The following is a 19,547-nucleotide window of genomic DNA, read 5'->3' on the forward strand; positions in this document are numbered from 1 at the left end:
GGATATTTCGCTCCTTTCAAGCAATGATACTGGAAGTGTCCAGGACCGATTGGTCTGCTAGGATCTTCACACTTGGGTGCTTCTTCAGAATAGAAGCGGGGAAGTTCTCCGAAATCTCTCCGTACAACAGTTGCTCAAATGCTTCTCTTTTGTTGGCTCCGGCTACAAGAAGAAGGATTTCCTTGGCATCCATGATAGAGTCGATTCCCATTGTGATGGCATGTGTCGGTACATTTTCTATATCCTTAAAGAACCTAGAGTTAGCCTTTCGAGTAGAGTCAGTCAACTCCACAACATGAGTCCTGCTCTCAAATGAAGTACCTGGCTCGTTAAAACCAATATGTCCGTTTGCGCCAAGACCTAAAATTTGAAGGTCAATTCGCCCGTGTTTCTGTAATTTCTCTTCATATAAACTACATTCTATTTCTGGATGAGCGCTCATTCCATTCGGGATAAACGTTAATTCATGTTGAATGTCAATATGCTGAAAAAGATGTTTCTCCATAAAGGCATAGTAGCTGTTAGGATTTTTACTGCTCATCCCCACATATTCATCCAAATTAAAAGTGGTTACTTGACGGTAGCTTGTACCCATCGTTATATGGTCCTTTATTAAATGCTCATACATGCCAGTTGGAGTGCTGCCTGTGGCAAGGCCAAGCACAGTATAAGGATTTTCTCTAACTTTCTTTGACACATAAGATGCGGCTTCCATACTTAACGCCTCATAAGAAGGTGTGGTGATGATATCCATGCTTTTACTCTCCTTTATATGAAAGATTCCCTTTACAAAAGGTCATTTTTACTTGCATTTCTTCATCTAAAATAACAATGTCTGCATCCTTTCCGATCGCGATGCTACCTTTTCTATCCCACACCTTCAGTCGTTTGGCAGGGTTAGCGGATGCCATTTGGATCGCTTCCTGGATCGTGCAATCGGAGAATTTTTTCATGTTCCTAACAGCGTCATTCATTTTCAGGACACTTCCAGCTAGGGTTCCATCTTCAAGAAGGGCAGTATGATTCTCCACAAACACTTTTTGGCCTCCAAGCTCATACTCTCCATCTTCCAACCATTTTGCCCTCATCGAATCTGTTATCAATAGGATGTTATCCACTCCTTTTGCAAGAAACGTTGCTTTTACCATGGCAGGATGAATATGAATGCCGTCTGCAATCATTTCCAAAAAAAGTTTAGGATGAGCCAAGCCGGCACCAGCGACGCCTGGTTCACGATGATGACTTCCCCGCATTCCATTAAAGAAATGAGTAATATGCTCGGCTCCAGCTTCCATTGCTTTTACTACCTCGGTATATAAAGCGTCGGAATGTCCGATGGAGGAGATGACTCCGGTATCGGAAAGGTATTTGACCAGTTCCAAACCATCTCTTCCCTCAGGTGCCAACGTAACAACTTTAATATGATTCCCAGACTCTGACTGAAAATGACGAAATATTTCTACAGAGGGCTCTAATATATGGGCAGGTGGCTGAGCACCTGCACGTTTTTCATTGATAAAAGGTCCTTCAAAATGTACACCCAATACTTCGCTCCCAACATGATTCAAGTGTTGACTAGAGATGAAACTATTCACATTCTGTAAAGCTTTCTCTAGAGCCGATTTTTCTTGCGTAATGGTGGTCCCTAAAAAACTAGTGGTTCCCTCTTTTGGTAGAGTCTTTGCCATGGTCATAATACTATCCCTTGTTGCATCCATCACATCTGCACCATTTAGGCCGTGGATGTGGATGTCAATAAAGCCAGGTGAGGCATATAAGTTTTCCGCTAAATGAATTTCTGGCAAATTTTCATCATTAGAATAATGGTTGATGGAACCAAAGTCAGTGATTTTCCCTTCTTTGATGATCAAATATCCATTCTTGATTATTTCCTCTCCCGTAACTATCTTCATAGAGAGGAGGGAATAACTATTTGGTTGAAAAGCCATGTCAGTGTCCTCTTTTCCTACATATTATATGTTTAGCTTAGCAAAAAAATGTCTAGTTGTATATACCAATTTTCGTATTGGTATATACAATTCTTATCACCTAAATTCCAAAATAATTCTATCCATTTTACTTATGAAATAATATACTATTAACAGAATAAAAGCATAGAATACTAGAAAGGTGAATCATCATGAATAACTTGTCTATCCATATAAGAGATGCTGTTTTAGAAGACCTACCAATAATAGTTTCCATCTATAATTCAACCATCGAAAGCAGGATGGTGACGGCAGATACTTCTCCTGTCACAGTGGAAAGTAGAAAGGAATGGTTTGATAAACATAATGAAAAAAGACCATTAAAAGTAGTGGAAATAAACAATCAGATCTGCGCCTGGATCAGTTTTCAAAATTTTTACGGTCGTCCAGCCTATCAGGCAACAGCAGAGGTAAGTATCTATCTTAGCGAAGAAATCAGAGGGAAGGGACTAGGGGAAAAAATATTACAAATAGCAATGGAAGAGTGTCCAGCTCTCCAGATTGAGAATCTATTGGCATTCATTTTTGCGCATAATGTCCCAAGTATAAGATTGTTTGAAAAGTATGGATTTGAAAAGTGGGGATACCTCCCTGGTGTCGCGGAACTTGATTCTGTAAAAAGGGATTTGGTGATTATGGGGAGAAGAATAGTAAAGTAGGGGGAAGTAGAATGAAATGGAAATGGGTGCTCGTCATTTTCACAGGCATACTACTAGTCACAGGAACACTTCTTGCATTTAATGAAGAAGTAAGGGGAGCGGTGAAATTAGCATTGACCGGTTCACCAATTGTAACTCTTACCTCAGCAGAAGATTCCACAACAGTCATGGCGAAAATGGATAATGGTGCAGGGCTTCAGGATGTTCTCGCCCATGTTGAAGAAGATGGCTGGGAATTTGAAGAACAACTAGGTTCTACCTTTCTTTTTTCAAAAGGGGATGAGAGCCTCGTGATTATGTTGAAAATGTGGACAAACCAATATATCGTAGCAGAGATGACAGAAGGGTAGGGAGATCATGCTAAAGCCGGTACCAATGCTCAGAACGGAACGTCTTCAATTAAGAAGTCTAACATTAAGAGATTCAGATGTTATTTTTTCTTATTTTTCCCAACCGGAAATGACGAAATTCTATGGTATGGAACCTTTCCAGACAAAAATAGAGGCAGATAAATTTATTAAAGATTTCATTGATGATTATACAACTCTTTATAGATGGGGAATCGTCGAGAAGGAAACTAATAGCCTCATAGGAACATGTGGTTTTCATGCAATTTCGGAAAAGCATCAACGTGCAGAAATAGGCTATGAAATAGATATTCCTTATTGGGGAAAAGGTTACGCAACAGAGGCCATAGGAGCACTGGTTCATTTCGGGTTCGAGGGGATGAATTTCCACCGTATCGGTGCAAACGTCTATCCCGAAAATGTCGGCTCTAGAAAGGTTTTAGAAAAAGTAGGGTTTACTCATGAGGGTCTTTTAAGGGGATATCTATATCAAGGTGGCAAATTTCATGATGCAAATGTATTTTCCATCCTTAAGGAAGATTATGAACAATAAAACTGAAAGAATTACAGGTCGGAAAAACAACTTTCCAACCTGTAATTTTTTTTTAAAAGATTAAAAAAAATTTTTTAATCCTTTGATTTCCGTTCCAGGCGCTTCGCTTGACTGCGGGCGGTCCGTGAGCCTCCATCCGCCTGAGGGGTCTCACCTGCCCCTTCCTCCCACGGGCGACTACGCGCCTTCCACTCCAATCAACAAGGTAATATCATCCACCGTGAAAATATTTCCATTAAGTCCTTGAAATTTTTAGCTGTGGATTGGAGCAAATGGCGGAGACTCCTGAGGGAGATAGCGCTAGGTGGAGACCCCGCAGGCTTGCCGAGGAGGCTCCAGCAGTGCCCCTAGGAACGCGAAGCCATTTGCGGAATGGAACAGCGGCGATGAACCAATCAACACAGGTTTTAAGGATTTGACGGAATACCGAAAATAAATTTCTGAAAAATCTATTTGTTAGAATATACTGTAAGTTTTTCTGTTATTATTATAAGATAGTAATTAGGTTGGCTTGGCATGCATTTAGGAACAAAGGGGGCATGTATATGTATCAAATAAAACGTTTGAGTGAGTGTACATTGAATCAAGCACTTGAGGCTTGGAACAAGGGTTTTGAAGGTTATTTTTTTGATGCAACCATGGATGTGGACCGATTTGCTGCTAGATTGGGTCAAGAAAATATATCCGCAAGCTTATCCATTATTGCGTTTGACGGTTTGGAACCTGTAGGGCTTTTATTAAGTGGGTACAAAAAGATTGGGGAAGAACTTGTTGCTTGGAACGGAGGTACAGGGGTAGCTTCGACTCATCGTAGAAAAGGGATTGGGAAGCTGTTAGTAGAAAAAGCCTGTGAATTGTATAACGAAAAAGGGATACATGCAGCAACTTTGGAAGCTATCTCAAAAAACAGACAAGCAATCGCACTGTACGAATCAAAAGGTTATCAGATTGTAGATCATGTGGTACACCTGTCCCAAGAGACGTCACTTGAATTTAATGACTCATTGGAATATTACCCTGTATATACATCGGCACATGATGCTCAGTATCTATCAAGTTATCATCATGATACACCATGGCAAAGTCAATGGTGGTGCATGAAAGATGGTTTGACGTTGCAAATACTGGGTACTGATGGCGAAACTGCTGCATATGCAATGTTCAAAAGGCAATATAGCCCTGATGGGACCTTAAAGGCCATTGTAGTCACCCATTGCTTTTTAAAAGAAGAACAGAAAGAACCAGAAAGAGTATTGGAAGCTTTATTCTTTCATCTTTTTCCACCGACTGTTGCCCCTTACCAGTGTACGGTAGCATTTTTTCAAACGTCCAATAACATGGTGTATGACTATCTTATCGACAAAGGTTTTTCGATGAAGGTAGAGCAAGTTTGGATGAAGAAGACAATAGCAGCTGCTGTGGACACAGGGCATAAAAGTTAAGAAGATAGAGTCGAATTTTACATATTGTTTTAATTTTGGAGGGAACATTATGATGGTTGAAAAGTTTTTAGATGAACAAAATGAACAGTTTCAGAAACTATTAAAAAAATCCACCCACGCTGGCTGGATGGCACAAACGACTGGAGAAAAGAAATGGGCAGAGGAAGCCGGTAAAGCTTCCAGTGAATTCAGCCTTTTTTATGCCAACCAAGATCGTTACAATCAGTTGAAATCATACCTGCAAGATCCAGAACTTTCATTGGAACAAAGAAGACAGTTAGAAATCCTCGAGTATGGAATGAAAGAAAATCAATTGGACAAGGAAACAATTGAAGAAATGTCTTCTATGTCCTCTGAACTAAATTACCTTTTTAATACGTACTTGCCTGAAGTGAATGGAAAAAAGTTATCCGCCAATGATATCAGAAATATTTTATTGAATAGTACAGACAGCAAGGAGCGGGAAGACGCTTGGAAGGCAAGCAAAGAAGTAGGTCAAGTTGTGTCGGAAAAGCTGTTGGCACTAGTGAAAAAGCGAAATGAAGCGTCAAGGAAATTAGGCTATGATAACTATTATGAAATGTCGTTTGCCAATCAGGAACTAGATTAAGAAGAAGTTTTTTCTATGTTTGAAAATCTAGTAGAACAATCGGATTCTACTTATCGTAGTTTGAAATGTGATTTAGATAACGAACTAGCCAAAAAATTTGGAGTGAAAGCGGAAGAATTACGACCATGGCATTATGTGGATCCATTCTTCCAGGAAGCGCCGGCAAACGAACAAACGAATCTGGATCAATTTTTCAAAGGGCAAGATCTAGAAAAATTGACTGCAGACACGTTTGATTCCATGGATATGCCAATTGAAGGACTGTATGCTTCTTCTGACTTAAATCCTCGTGAAGGAAAGAACCCTACTGCGTTTTGTATGGATATGAACCGTGAGGGGGATATTCGGGTACTATGCAACAATCTAGATAATACGTATTGGATGGGGACCATGCTTCATGAGTTTGGACATGCAGCGTACAATAAATATGTAAATCGCGATCTTCCCTATTTATTAAGAAGCTTCGCGCATATCTTAACAACAGAGGCCATTGCCATGTTATTTGGAAAAATGACGGAAAATAGAGAGTGGCTATCAAAGTTCTTGAAATTAGACGATGCAAAGCTTGATACATTAATGCCGTCCCTTGAAGAGCATGAACAATTGAAAATGCTTATATCCGCAAGATGGATTATCACATTTGTTTTCTTTGAAAGAAAGCTATATGAAAATCCTGATCAGGACCTTAACGCTCTTTGGTGGGAAACAGTGGAAAAGATTCAATTGCTTCATCCACCTGAAGACCGTAGCAATCCGGATTGGGCGGCAAAGATTCATTTCACACTGGCACCTGTTTATTATCAGAACTACTTGTTGGGGGAATTGACTGCTGCACAACTCTATCAGCATATCAAAAACAATGTATCTGATGAGTTCTTCTCCCTTAAGGTAGGAGCATTTATCCGTGATGAATTCCTGGCACCAGGAGCAACCTTCCATTGGAATGAAAAAATTGAAAAAGTGACGGGCGAGCCACTAAACCCAGACCACTTCATAAAAGCCTATTGTCACTATGAAAAAGTGAATAACTGATCGTTTAGGGTAAGTAGATATCTCCTCTACTTACCCTATTTTTTGTTAAGCTTTTATGACTTTTCTAACAAATCCTTAATTTTGCATGAAAATCCAATGAAATTAATATAAACTAGTAGATAGTGAGATTTTTCGAGTTTTTATGACATAACACTACACCGACAATAGAGAAACTAGAAAGGTATGTCTTCTTTTATGATAAAAAAATTACAACTATGTGTCATCTTCCCATTACTTTTTATGATTTTTGGGAATACGGTAGCAGTCCAAGCAGAAGAACCTGGAGACTTATTTAGTGAGTCCGTTATATTAATAGATGCAAAATCTGGTCATATTCTTTATGAAAAAGACAGTAAACGTGAAATGTATCCGGCCAGCATCACAAAAATCGTGACTGCTATCATTGCAATAGAAGAGGGGAACCTTCAGGATATAGTCACGGTAAGTAAGAATGCAAGGGACCAAGACGGATCAAGAGTATATTTACTTGAAGGGGAAAAGGTAACCCTGAAGAAGCTAGTTCAAGGATTGATGATCAATTCTGGTAACGATGCAGGTACTGCCATAGCAGAACATTTTGATGGCAGTGAAAAAGCTTTTGCAAAAAGAATGAATACATTTTTGAAGGAAAAAGTAGGCGTTGAGGATACAAATTTTACCAACCCCCATGGATTGTTTCACCCTGAACATGTGACAACTGCACAGGATATGGCAAAGATTGCCCAATATGCAATGAAGAATGAAACATTTAGAGAGATTGTCGGGACAAAAGAAATGGAGTGGATTGGTGAAGGATGGGAGACCACATTGTACAATCATCACCGATTATTATGGGATTACAAGGGAACAACTGGAGTGAAAAATGGATATGTGCCTGAATCAGGTCATACATTGGTTACTTCAGCCCAAAGGGATGGAATGGATCTCATTGTGGTAACCATGAAGGCAGCTTCAAAATATTACATCTACAAAGATACCATGACTTTAATGGATTATGGTTTTGCAAATTTTATTACAGATGAAATCAATAAAGGTGAAATGGTCAAAGATGCTGCTGGCAGAGAGTACATGCTTGCGAAAAATGTGCATGTAGCAAAAAGGGATGATGAAACGGTTAGCTTGCGTGTAAACAAGGACAAGGATTTGGTTGTGAAAATCGGCAACCGTAAACACGTGGAAGAAAACGTGTTGGTTGAACAAGAAAGAAATGATTTGACTCCTGTTCCTACTGCTTCTTCATCAAATTCCACCGATCAATCAGGTGGAAAATCAAGTACAAAGAGCAGTGTGGGTTCTACTATTTTTATTTTCGTTGCACTATTAATCTTCTTTTTTGTTATGAATGGGCTGCAAAGAAGAAGAAGGAGAAAGAAAATGCAACAACGTTACTCTGATTCTCTCGTTTATTCTAGAAGAAGCAGTTATTATAGGTAATCGAAACAGCGGAGCATCCTGAAAGAATATCAGGTTGTTCCGCTGTTTTGTATTAGAAAGAGGGTAGAGTATGAATAAGGGTTTGGCGAGTTGTCCAAAGATTGTATATAATGGAGATATGTAGATAATAGGAGGGATAGATCATGCCGAGAAAAGAGAATGCGCTTAATAAAGAACTGGTTGAATTATTGCAAGGGGAGAAAATTGTGTCCTTGATTACAACAGACAAGGATAGCAACAAACCTAATTTAAGCATCGTGTCATGGTTGGTCGCACATGAAGATGGTAAGACGATTAAATTTGCTTTAGGCCACAAGGCAGAGAGTGCATTCAACATTCAAGAGAACCCGGAATTGATTTTAGGTGTTGTAGGAGCCGGAAGCTGTTATTCCATTAACGGTAAGGGATCTGTATCTGAAGTTATTGATAAAACAATGAAGTATCGCGTTGTGACCGTTGAAGTTGAGTCTGTGGAAGATGTCATTTTTTATGGCGGAAAAATAACGCAAGAACCCGACTATGTGAAAACATACGACGAAGACCTTGCCAAAAAGTTAGATGAAGAAGTTTATGCGCTTTTGAAAGGCTGATGTAAGGCTTGATGGGGCTGTCCATATTATGAGGGCAGCCTTTTCTATTTGCCTTAAAAAATCTTTCAAAGTTAATAGAAACATAGAAAAGTCATTCATTTCCATATATAATAATAGAATACTAAATTTTTCTAAATGAAAGGGGTTTCTATGAAAAGTTGGTTTAAATCGAACAAACGCAAACTCCTTCCCTTTGTGGCTGTTTTTCTTTTAGCCGGAGCACTAATAACTTACTATGTGTACACGTCCCCATTCCAGCAAACAGGATCGGCAGGGGGACATGAGAACCCAGGGACATTATCAACATCAAACAAGATTTCAGTTGAACAAGAAAATCCATTCAATCACAAGAAGAAACTGAATGAAGTCCATGTTGCTAATTACATTCATTGGATGTCTCATCAAAAGGTTAAAGCGGAAAGTAAATGGACCCACTATAAGATGACCCCTGAAAGAATTGATTGGCTATTAGAAAAAGTCCAAGAAGCCGAGTATAAACATGAAGAAGTGTATGTGGAAATTCTAACAAAATGGCAGAACGGTGATTTTTCCACTGCAGACCTAGATCATAATAGGGTCTGGTCCTTGCTTAATGGGACGATTGGTAAAGCAACTGGCGTAATGACGGAAGAAGAAGAAAAAGAATACTTAAAAAACCCAACTATCAACTTTAAATAATGGCTACAACATCACCTTATGGTAAAATGATGGGGAATTCACATGAGCCCACTGAAAAACTGATAACGGAAAGTTTTTAATGATTCCTAGCTGGTGATTGGAGCAAAAGGCGAAGACTCCTCGAAAATGCTATGCATTTTCTTCGTGCGATGTTTCGCTGCCGAAGCCATTTCCGGAAAACAGCGGTGTCTAAACACAGTTTTAATGACTTTTTCAGTGGCCTCATTCGCATAGGGGTGGTTATTTCAGATGAATGGAATAAGAAGTTTTGCAAGAACACAAGAGCAAGAGCTGATGGTAAAAAAAGCATCTTCTTTGGCTTCGGACTTTTATACCCGCGCTGGCCTGTATGATCAGAATGCTGAATTTCCTTTTGAAAATTTTCAAGCACTTAAGGATGCGGGTTTACTGGATCTTACCATACCAAAGGAATACGGTGGAAAAGGTGCAGGGTTGTATGAGTTTGTATTACTGCAGGAAACCATTGCACAAGGTGATGGACCAACGGCTCTGAGTCTTGGATGGCACTTGGGTATCATGATGAACGAAGGGATAAATCAATCATGGCCGAAGGAAATTTATTATAAGATTTGTGGGGATATTATACAACACAAAAAATTGATTAACAGTGCGCATAGTGAAAGAAAGACTGGCAGCCCTGCAAGAGGAGGGAAGCCTGAAACAGTTGCCAAAAAGCTCTCCGGAGGCGGTTGGCAGATTAACGGAAGAAAAAATTTCACTTCCCTAGCTCCTGTTTTGGATTATTTCATTATCTCAGCAAGCATAGAAGGAACGGATGATGTAGGAGAGTTTCTACTTCCGCGCGAACTGAAGGGAATCTCTATAGAAGAAACGTGGAACTCTATGAGTATGAGAGCTACAAGAAGTGATGATTTGGTGTTAACGGATGTAATCGCAGATGAACAGGTACTTTTATATATAAAAAAGAAAAAAACACCGAAACCACAAGGATGGCTTCTTCATATACCTGCATGTTATTTAGGCATAGCCATTGCAGCACGAAATGAGGCTGTATCATTTGCCGATTCCTACCATCCAAACAGCCTACCTCATCCGATAAAAGAAGTACCTAAAGTAAGGGAAAGGGTAGCCAGGATGGATACGGAATTGATGACAGCACGTCATTTGTTATACAGCGTGGCTAGATTATGGGATGAAGAGCCTGATAAACGCAATGATCTGATTGGTGAACTAGCGACAGCCAAGCTGGTTGCAACAAACAGTGCCATCTCTATTGTAGATGAAGCGATGAGGATTGTTGGCGCACAAAGTCTACATGCAGAACATCCTCTTCAACGCCATTACCGTGATGTCCGGGCAGGATTACATAACCCTCCTGCAGATGAGATTACAATGGAAATGCTTGCAAAACAGGCGTTTTTAGAGAATACAGACTGAAATAAAAGAGAGTGATTTTATGCACGAAAAAGCTAACAAAGGTAAAGGTGACTGGCGCTATCCCATTGCACATAAAGAAGCATGGATTGGGGTTGCGCTGGTTCTTTTCCATTTTGCTTGGTGGTACGGATTTGCTTATGGTTTTGGATCAAAGCCGGTTGACACCTATACATATATTTTAGGTTTTCCCGCATGGTTTTTTTATAGTTGTATACTAGGTTTCATTATCATCATAATACTCGTCATTCTAGTGGTCAGGTTTTTGTTTTTGGATCTTCCTTTAGAGACAGATGAAGAAGGAGATCGTTGATGAACATACAAGTGATTATTCCTTTGTTAATATTTCTGATTATTATTTTCCTGATTGGAGTGTTTGCCTCCAGGAAATTAGCTAATTCCTCTTCATTTGTACAGGATTATTTCCTTGGAGGAAGAGAGCTTGGAGGACTGTTACTTGCGATGACCATGGTCGCGACGTATGGAAGTGCCTCCAGCTTCATTGGAGGACCTGGAATTGCTTACCATACAGGTCTCGGTTGGGTGCTATTGGCCATGATACAGGTGGTGACAGGATATTTTGTTTTAACGATCTTAGGAAAGAAATTCGCTATTGTAGCACGGAAAATGAAAGCCATCACACTGATCGATTTTTTAAAAGAAAGGTATCAGAGTAAATGGGTCGTGTTATTATCGGCCTGCAGCATCATTCTTTTCCTTTTTTCCGCCATGGCAGCACAGTGGATTGGAGGAGCAAGGCTCATCGAGTCGATAACCGGTCTTTCTTATACCTCTGCGTTGTTTGTATTTGCTGCTTCCGTACTGGTATATGTAATCATCGGTGGCTTCCGTGCGGTGGCCATTACTGACGGTGTGCAGGGAATTATCATGGTCATCGGGACGATAGTCATATTGGCAGGTACCGTCATTGCCGGTGGAGGCATACCGGCAATTATGAGCGATCTCTTGAAGGAGAATCCTAATCTTATCACTCCTTTTGGAGCGGATGGGTCATTAACGCCATTATATGTATCATCTTTTTGGATCTTAGTAGGGGTTGGAGTAGTTGGACTTCCTCAGGTGGCTGTCAGAGCCATGTCATATAAAAATTCCAAAGCTATGCATGCAGCATTGATAATTGGTACAGTCGTTGTTGGGTTCATCATGCTAGGGATGCACTTGGCAGGTGTGTTTGGAAGAGCGGTATTACCTGGCTTAGATACACCAGATACAGTTATGCCTCTATTGGCCCTCCATGTCTTGCCAGGATGGTTGGCAGGGATTGTCTTGGCAGCTCCTATGGCTGCCATTATGTCGACGGTGGATTCTCTATTGTTGATAGTGAGTTCTTCCATTGTAAAAGACGTATACTTAAATTATATGCGTCCTGACGCACCAGAAAAAAATATCAAGCGTATAAGTATAGGAGTAACAGCGGTCGTAGGTGTACTTGTGTTCTTTATGGCGATTGATCCACCTGCATTTCTCATTACCTTAAACCTATTTGCATTCGGTGGGTTGGAAGCAGCCTTTATTTGGCCGGTTGTATTGGGGCTTTATTGGAAAGGTGGCAATGCGGTTGGTGCCCTGGCATCTATACTTGTAGGGGTAATTTCCTACATTTATATTACTTTATATTTTCCAGATGCATTTGGGATGCACAGCGTTGTAGTACCAGTCATACTTTCTCTTGCGGCCTATATTTTATGTAGCATTATAGGTAGTGATAGAAAGAAGCAGGAACACCAAGAAATTATTAATAAATACTTGCTTTAATAAAAGAGTAGGAGTTTAAAATGAACAAGCTAAAAAAGCTTTATATTAACAGTATAGACAAAGCTAGTAGCTTCATGAGGGAAAGCAAAAGGCAGCTGGTGATCAGTCTCCTTCTTTATATCTCCGTTTTTGTTGTCGTATTAAGTTATTTTTTCTTTACGGGTGCAGGAAAGTGGTTTGATATACTTTTGATTACAGGTACTGCTGCATTGGCATTAGTCTTAGGGATAGGGATTACGCTGATCCTCTTTAATATATTAAGAAGTTTACCTAGATTTCTTGTGTCAGTCATCATAGCTTGCATAGCTGTAATATACAGTGTTGGCGCTTTTATGGGCCCATTCTTCAGATTAATGGGTTTTGCCGTAATGGTACTCGCCTTACTATTAGGAATCACCGTATTTCTTTATCGTAAACGGAAAAAAGCACTTTTTCTCTTTTTTAGTTTCCTTACGATAGGCTTGCACGTAGCCGCTATTTATCTTGCAGTTACAGATGGAAAAGAAGGCCCTTGGTCACTTGAGGTAGGAGAAGTCACCACTACTTTAACAAATCCAGCCGAGAGTGGAAGTGCCAAGGTTCAATTTTTTACATATGGCAGTGGCAAGGATGAACGAAGGGAAGAGTATAAAGATGTTAAATATGAAACCCAAACTGTCAATATGACATCGTTTGTTTCACAACCTAAAGGATTGAATAAATGGTATAGAGAATGGTTTTGGGGCTTTGATTTATACAATGCTCCGTTGAATGGGCGAGTGTGGATGCCTAAAAAAGAAGAGGAAGGTGCATATCCTCTTGTATTAATCGTTCATGGTAACCATAATATGGCTGATTTTTCAGATGGAGGTTACGCTTATCTGGGAGAAATGCTGGCAAGTAAAGGGTATATCGTTGCGTCGGTCGACCAAAATTTCATCAACTCTGGGAAAACAGGTCATATCGGCTGGGATAATGCTGGGAGGGCATGGCTGTTATTAAAGCACTTGGAACTTTGGCAGTCCTGGAACGAAGACAAAACACATGCGCTTTACAATAGAGTAGACATGGGCAATATCGCTCTCATCGGCCACTCCAGGGGTGGAGAAGCTGTCAGTATTGCGGCTCTTTTTAATGAACTTGACAGGTTTCCGAACAACGCAAAAGTGAGTTTGAACTTTGATTTTTCCATAAAATCATTGATTGGTTTATCGCCTGGTGATGGTCGATTCAAACCGGGAGATCAGCCAGTCAGTCTGCAAGATGTGAACTATCTTACTCTCCAAGGAGGAAATGATACCGACCATACAAATTACCTTGGAATGAGGCAATTTCAGCGTGTTTCTTTTTCAGAAGACTTTGACGGGTTCAAAAGCAGTGTGTATATCTATGGGGCCAACCATGGCCAATTTAATTCAGATTGGGAAGTGGATCAGCCAAGCCCATATTGGTGGTTTATGAACCGAAAAGAAATAATGGAGCCTGAAACTCAACGAGAAATCACCAAGGTATATGTTTCTGCTTTTCTTGACGCCACGCTAAAAGGAAAACGTGATTACCGCGGAGTCTTCTCAGATAAGGAAATTGCTTCGACGTGGATTCCAACCGATCCTCTTCGTGTGCGTTATGAGGATCGTGATTTTCAACCTATTGCCACATTCGAAGAGGACGTGGATGTCACAAAGACAACCCAAAATGGCGGACAGCTACAAGGGTACAATCTTCGCATCTGGAAAGAAATTAATTTACTTCAAAGAAACAAAGAACAGCAAAATAATCAAGTAGTAAAGTTGGGTTGGACGAATAAAAATAGTCGATTTACCATCAAATTGCCTGAAGATGTTGCAAACAATTTTTCAGAACAGACAGTATTAAAGTTTGATGCAGTTCAGGCCCATCCATCAAGGTATGAATTTTATCATATTGACCTACCCGAGGGATATAAAAATAAACCGATTCCTGTATCAGTAAGTGTCAAAGCAAAAGGGACGGGTAATTTCGATGGCAGAGTAAGAAAAACCATTTATATCGAACCTACTTATACGACTACTTTGTACCGTTTTGATTGGTGGAACGAGCGGTACGGTAATCAGTTTGAACATATGCTTCAAACATACGGTATCCCATTGAATTATCTACAAGAGAACTTTCCAGACATAGATTACACTCAGATAGAAGAGGTTATTTTTGAATTTAATCAGACCGACAGTGGTTTAGTTTTCATAGATAACATCGGCTTTAACAACTAATTAATGAATAAAAATACCCACTCTCCCTCATAGTAATTAAAGAATCATTACACAAGGGGGAGAGTAGATTGAACTTGAAAAAAATCATCATACTGCTACTTCTCTCCATTCTTCTTCAACCTCAAAATATATTCGAGTCAAGTACTCTGACACCACTTTCCATTAATCAAACAGACGCGCCAACATTTCTTTATGAAATAGAAAAACCTAAGAATACTAACATTGTTTCGCTGCCATTACTTGTTCATTTCATTGATGTCGGACAAGGGGACGCGATCCTATTGCAAACCCCCAATGGATCAAACGTACTTGTAGATACTGGCCCAAAGGATTCCTCTAAAAAGCTGCTTGCTTATTTGAAAAAAGTAAACGTGAAGTCCATTGATTTATTAGTTATCACTCATCCTGATTTTGATCATATCGGAGGAATACCGTCTTTATTAGAAAAGTTACCTGTCAAGAAAATATTAGACAGCGGTAAGGCGCATACAACATTAACTTTTATTCAATACAAACAATATGTCTGGAACAATATTGTCCCCGTACAATATGCCAAGGAAAAAATGAAATTGGACATTGATCCAGAGTTGAAAATCAAAGTGTTAAACAGTGGGTCGGAAGAAAAAGAAACCAACAATGCGTCCATCGTCCTTCATATAAAATATGGGGAGATGAAATTTCTTTTGATGGGTGATACGGAGGAGCAAGAAGAAAAGCGAATGAGTAGGAAGTACAACCTGCAATCGACAATATTGAAAGTCGCACATCATGGTTCTAATAGCTCATCAACAGCTTCATTTTTGAAGGATGTTCAACCTAAAATAGCCGTAATATCCGCCGGAAAAGATAATGATTTTCACCACCCCCATTTGCCAGTCTTAAACAGATTGATTGAGAGCGGGTCGGATATATATAATACTGCAGAATCTGGGAGCATCGTATTTTCAACAGATGGAAAGTTATTATTCGTCAATAATCGTCCCTGGCTTTATGCCAATCAGCAAAAGCAAGAATCTAAAAAATCAATTGTCATCACTGATTTGGATGTTAAAGAAGAAATGGTCACATTAGAAAATAAAAGTGCAGAAACAGTTGACATGTCCTTTTGGAAATTAGTAAGCAAAAAAGGTTATCAAACGTATGATTTCCCTGAAAATTATAAGCTCCAACCAGGAGAAACCATTTACATTGCTTCTGGCGCACATAAACAACATTTCAAAAAATATATCCATTGGCTGAGTGACCATTTATGGAATAATAATGGAGATAAAGCCCAGCTATATGATGATCAAGGAGATTTAGTGGATGAATATGAAGCAGGAGTGAAGGACGAATAGGTTTCAATAGCTTCGAATTGTGTTATGTAAGTAAAAAAGATATTATTTTCAAAGAACACAATGCGAGGAGCCTTACAATTGAAAAAATTAAAAAAACCAGTACGTCTTACACTAGCACTTATCATAAGCCTATTCTTATTTATGCTCTATATTCACACTACAAAGGAAGAAGTTATAGCCTCAGCAGTAAAGGAAACAAATCAAAATGGCGTATCATTAAGCCTGCAAAACCCTTATGTCATGCCCATTAAAGTTTACAGGGCCTCCATGATGGACAGCAAAGAAAACGAGTTGCCCATCACGGCTTATAGCATCAAACTTAATGGAGTGTATTCTGGTAGTGACTCTAACGTGGATCAGGCATTCATGTCTACTCAAACAGAGGAGTTTGAAGAATTGAAGGAGGTTACCATTCCAAGTGACACTTCCAAAAAAGAAGAAATTTATAGCATATATATCACTGACCCAAAAAGTAAAGGAAGTGTAGAAGCAGCAGAAAAAGTCGAAATCACCTTCAAAATATTCTCCTTCCTCCCAATAACGACAACGATATCACTCTAAACACTGCTTAATCTGCAGTGTTTTTTGTTTGGAGTTGAAATCATAAAATCCGTTGATCTCCTTTCCAGGCGCTTTGCTTGCCCAGTGGAAAGCGCAGCCATTCCCGGAAAGGAACAGCGCCGTTTATTGAAAAAACCTGGCACATTGCAGTGTTTTTTGTTTGTACATTAAAGCACTGAGTAAATTAAGGGCAGTAGGGGAAAATAAAACAACTTATGACTGTTTTTAAAGGTGTTTAACGTAATAAAGAGAGGGAATGTACATAATGGAGATTGCCAATTATAACTACCTATACAACTGGATGGTTTTAAGTTCAATCGCCGATCCCCGCTGGTGGTTATTGTTCACATCTATATTTCTCCCATGGCTAATATGGTGGTGGATAGTAGATAAAAAAAGGATGTTCGAAATTCTTGCTTATGGTCTCTGTTGGGCTACAATGGCAACGTGGCTTGATTTACTTGGTACCGAATATGGCAAGTGGAGCTACCCCTTTAAATTAAACACAGACATTCAAACGTTGCTTCCAGCAGATATAGCTGTTATACCGGTTATGTATATGCTTCTATATCAGTATGCGTCTACTTGGAAAACATTTGTCATAGGAAGTGTGCTTTGTGCAGCAATTTTGTCTTTTATTTTCGAACCACTGTTTTTGATGCTAGACATGTTGGAATTAAAAGAATGGTCACACACGAAGTCTTTTTTCGCCTTTATTTCTTTAGCAATAGCGACTAGATCACTTTTCTATTTAATAAAAAAGAAGCAGACTACTTTTTAGTTGACTAACATGTATATACAAGTTAAACTTAATACCGCTAGCATGTATATACAAGTTGTTTAGTGAATGTAAGCGTTTTTTCGTTGAATTAATAAAGTTAAACCCATAAAATACTAATTATTTTGGAGGGATTATCATGTTCAAAAAGCTTTTCGGAATGAAAGATACCACACAGACTCAAACAGAGGAAACTATCTTTGCTCCTTTAAGCGGAAAAGTGACGGAGCTAAGCGATGTTCCAGATCCTACGTTTTCTCAAAAAATGATGGGAGATGGGCTGGCAATCATTCCAACGGAAGGTGAGGTAGTTTCGCCTGTCGATGGAGAAATCGTACAGTTCTTCCATACAGGACATGCAATTGGCATTCGTTCGCTGACAGGTGCGGAAATATTAATTCATGTAGGACTGGAAACGGTGTCCATGAATGGGGAAGGTTTTGAAGGGCATGTAAAAGAAGGAGATAAGGTGAAAGCGGGTGACAAGCTGATTACTTTTAATATCGACCTTATCAAAGAAAAAGCTTCTGATATCATTACTCCAGTTGTCATCACAAATGGAGAAAATGTGGAGATACTCGAAAAGATAGCAAGTGCAGAGGCAGTGAAAGGACAAACGGAATTTTTAAAAATTAAAATGAAAAATTAAATGAAGTAGAATCTTAATATAAAAAGAGAAGGCATACAGGAGGAAACAGATATGGACGTAAGAAAACAGGCGGAAGAAATTGTCCAAGCCTTAGGGGGAAAGGAAAACGTAAGTGCAGCCACACACTGTGTGACTCGTCTCCGTTTGGCTTTGCATGACGAAAGTAAGGTAGACCAAGAGGCATTAGAAAGCATAGATGTGGTGAAGGGTTCTTTCTCCACAAATGGTCAGTTTCAAGTTGTTATCGGACAAGGAACTGTCAATAAGGTTTATAAAGAATTTGTAGACATTACTGGTGTTGGAGAAGCTTCTAAAGATGAAGTGAAGAAGGCAGCCGAATCCAATTTAAATCCGCTCCAGCGTGCAATAAAAACATTGGCCGATATTTTTATTCCAATTCTACCCGCTATCGTTACAGCAGGGCTACTAATGGGGATAAATAATTTATTAACAGGTCCGGGTATTTTCTATAATGAGCAATCTGTCATTGATGTTCATACCGAATGGGCCGATATTGCAAGTATCATTAACCTGATAGCGAATACTGCATTTGTCTTTTTGCCGGGTCTAATTGGTTGGTCGGCAGCAAAACGATTTGGCGGAAGCGAGCTTTTAGGGATTGTGCTCGGACTTATGCTTGTGCATCCCGATTTACTTAATGCGTGGGGGTATGCAGAAGCACAGGAAGATGGAGCAGTTGAAACGTGGAAATTCTTCGGATTAGAAATTGAAAAAGTCGGATACCAAGGACAAGTATTACCTGTTCTTGTAGCAGCATTTGTACTGGCTAAAGTGGAACAATTTTTATCCAAACGTGTAAGTGACGCGTTTCATATGCTAATTGTCCCACCAATTACCTTATTATTGACTGGTTTTGTAACGTTTGTCGCAATCGGACCTGTTACATTCGCGATCGGTAACTTCCTGACGAACGGATTTGTCGGAATCTTTGATGCTGTTCCCGTGTTAGGTGGACTTATATATGGTGGTTTATATGCACCTTTAGTTATTACAGGGATGCATCACACGTTCCTTGCCGTAGATTTCCAACTGATTGCAACAATTGGTGGAACATTCTTATGGCCTATGGTTGCCCTGTCTAATATCGCACAAGGGTCAGCTGCCTTTGCGATGATGCTTGCGACGAAAGATGAGAAGTTGAAAGGTTTGGCATTAACATCTTCCATTTCTGCTTGGTTGGGGATTACGGAACCAGCAATGTTTGGTGTTAACTTACGTTTCCGCTACCCATTCTTTGCGGCAATGATTGGATCTGCCATTGCGGGTATCATCATTACTATCGCAGGTGTAAAGGCTCCTTCTATCGGGGTAGGCGGAATACCAGCATTCTTCTCCATTATGGCGGAATTCTGGCCAATCTTCTTCCTTGGTATGGGTATTGTATTAGTCGTACCATTTGTCATTACTTTTTTAGTTGCAAAAGTGAAAATGAGAAAAGAAGCGTAAAG

At 39.6% G+C, this 19,547-nt stretch carries 20 protein-coding genes; 18 read left to right on the forward strand and 2 right to left on the reverse strand.

What is annotated here, in order from left to right; genetic code table 11:
* Window positions 1-16 precede the first annotated feature (16 nt).
* Window positions 17-754 carry a glucosamine-6-phosphate deaminase gene (gene nagB / locus HF078_RS05955; protein ID WP_169290308.1) on the reverse strand — a complete coding sequence of 246 codons (738 nt, stop codon included), beginning with the start codon at window positions 752-754 and terminating at the stop codon, window positions 17-19.
* A 4-nt stretch (window positions 755-758) separates the two neighbouring features.
* A complete protein-coding gene (gene nagA / locus HF078_RS05960) occupies window positions 759-1,949 on the reverse strand; it encodes an N-acetylglucosamine-6-phosphate deacetylase (protein ID WP_169290309.1) in 1,191 nt (396 codons plus the stop codon).
* A 191-nt stretch (window positions 1,950-2,140) separates the two neighbouring features.
* On the opposite strand from nagA, the gene HF078_RS05965 reads away from it, so the two are divergent.
* From HF078_RS05965 to treP, 18 genes are all read left to right on the forward strand, one after another.
* Entirely contained in the window at window positions 2,141-2,647 is a 507-nt protein-coding gene (locus tag HF078_RS05965) for a GNAT family N-acetyltransferase (protein ID WP_169290310.1), read from the forward strand.
* An 11-nt stretch (window positions 2,648-2,658) separates the two neighbouring features.
* Window positions 2,659-2,997 carry a hypothetical protein gene (locus HF078_RS05970; RefSeq protein ID WP_169290311.1) on the forward strand — a complete coding sequence of 113 codons (339 nt, stop codon included), beginning with the start codon at window positions 2,659-2,661 and terminating at the stop codon, window positions 2,995-2,997.
* Between the two features lie 7 nt (window positions 2,998-3,004).
* Window positions 3,005-3,547 (forward strand): GNAT family N-acetyltransferase, encoded by a 543-nt coding sequence (locus HF078_RS05975; RefSeq protein WP_169290312.1) that lies wholly within the window; start codon window positions 3,005-3,007, stop codon window positions 3,545-3,547.
* Window positions 3,548-4,092: 545 nt separating this feature from the next.
* Window positions 4,093-4,989: a GNAT family N-acetyltransferase gene (locus tag HF078_RS05980; RefSeq protein WP_169290313.1), complete on the forward strand. Its 897-nt coding sequence runs from the start codon at window positions 4,093-4,095 to the stop codon at window positions 4,987-4,989.
* A 49-nt stretch (window positions 4,990-5,038) separates the two neighbouring features.
* A complete protein-coding gene (locus HF078_RS20860; protein WP_240951682.1) occupies window positions 5,039-5,599 on the forward strand; it encodes a M2 family metallopeptidase in 561 nt (186 codons plus the stop codon).
* Between the two features lie 15 nt (window positions 5,600-5,614).
* Window positions 5,615-6,631: a M2 family metallopeptidase gene (locus tag HF078_RS20865; protein ID WP_240951683.1), complete on the forward strand. Its 1,017-nt coding sequence runs from the start codon at window positions 5,615-5,617 to the stop codon at window positions 6,629-6,631.
* A gap of 195 nt (window positions 6,632-6,826) precedes the next feature.
* Window positions 6,827-8,065, forward strand: a complete 1,239-nt coding sequence (locus HF078_RS05990; RefSeq protein ID WP_169290314.1) for a D-alanyl-D-alanine carboxypeptidase family protein — start codon at window positions 6,827-6,829, stop codon at window positions 8,063-8,065.
* Between the two features lie 143 nt (window positions 8,066-8,208).
* Window positions 8,209-8,655, forward strand: coding sequence for a pyridoxamine 5'-phosphate oxidase family protein (locus HF078_RS05995; protein WP_169290315.1), 447 nt, complete (start codon window positions 8,209-8,211; stop codon window positions 8,653-8,655).
* A 150-nt stretch (window positions 8,656-8,805) separates the two neighbouring features.
* A complete protein-coding gene (locus HF078_RS06000; protein WP_169290316.1) occupies window positions 8,806-9,333 on the forward strand; it encodes a DUF6241 domain-containing protein in 528 nt (175 codons plus the stop codon).
* A 249-nt stretch (window positions 9,334-9,582) separates the two neighbouring features.
* Window positions 9,583-10,752 (forward strand): acyl-CoA dehydrogenase family protein, encoded by a 1,170-nt coding sequence (locus HF078_RS06005; protein ID WP_169290317.1) that lies wholly within the window; start codon window positions 9,583-9,585, stop codon window positions 10,750-10,752.
* Between the two features lie 19 nt (window positions 10,753-10,771).
* Window positions 10,772-11,062: a YhdT family protein gene (locus tag HF078_RS06010; protein ID WP_169290318.1), complete on the forward strand. Its 291-nt coding sequence runs from the start codon at window positions 10,772-10,774 to the stop codon at window positions 11,060-11,062.
* Window positions 11,062-12,525, forward strand: coding sequence for a sodium/pantothenate symporter (gene panF / locus HF078_RS06015; protein ID WP_169290319.1), 1,464 nt, complete (start codon window positions 11,062-11,064; stop codon window positions 12,523-12,525). Before HF078_RS06010 ends, panF begins: the two co-directional genes overlap by 1 nt.
* A 20-nt stretch (window positions 12,526-12,545) precedes the next feature.
* Window positions 12,546-14,753, forward strand: a complete 2,208-nt coding sequence (locus HF078_RS06020; protein ID WP_169290320.1) for a poly(ethylene terephthalate) hydrolase family protein — start codon at window positions 12,546-12,548, stop codon at window positions 14,751-14,753.
* Between the two features lie 68 nt (window positions 14,754-14,821).
* A complete protein-coding gene (locus HF078_RS06025) occupies window positions 14,822-16,090 on the forward strand; it encodes an MBL fold metallo-hydrolase (protein WP_169290321.1) in 1,269 nt (422 codons plus the stop codon).
* Window positions 16,091-16,168: 78 nt separating this feature from the next.
* Window positions 16,169-16,651 (forward strand): hypothetical protein, encoded by a 483-nt coding sequence (locus tag HF078_RS06030; protein WP_169290322.1) that lies wholly within the window; start codon window positions 16,169-16,171, stop codon window positions 16,649-16,651.
* 265 nt (window positions 16,652-16,916) lie between these two features.
* Window positions 16,917-17,432: a CBO0543 family protein gene (locus HF078_RS06035; protein WP_169290323.1), complete on the forward strand. Its 516-nt coding sequence runs from the start codon at window positions 16,917-16,919 to the stop codon at window positions 17,430-17,432.
* Between the two features lie 136 nt (window positions 17,433-17,568).
* Complete coding sequence (locus HF078_RS06040) at window positions 17,569-18,078, forward strand: PTS sugar transporter subunit IIA (RefSeq protein ID WP_169290324.1); 510 nt, start codon at window positions 17,569-17,571, stop codon at window positions 18,076-18,078.
* A 51-nt stretch (window positions 18,079-18,129) separates the two neighbouring features.
* Window positions 18,130-19,545: a PTS system trehalose-specific EIIBC component gene (treP, locus tag HF078_RS06045; RefSeq protein WP_169290325.1), complete on the forward strand. Its 1,416-nt coding sequence runs from the start codon at window positions 18,130-18,132 to the stop codon at window positions 19,543-19,545.
* Window positions 19,546-19,547 lie beyond the last annotated feature (2 nt).

The sequence above is a fragment of the Bacillus sp. RO2 genome (assembly GCF_012911845.1).
Classification (GTDB): domain Bacteria; phylum Bacillota; class Bacilli; order Bacillales; family Bacillaceae_I; genus Sutcliffiella_A.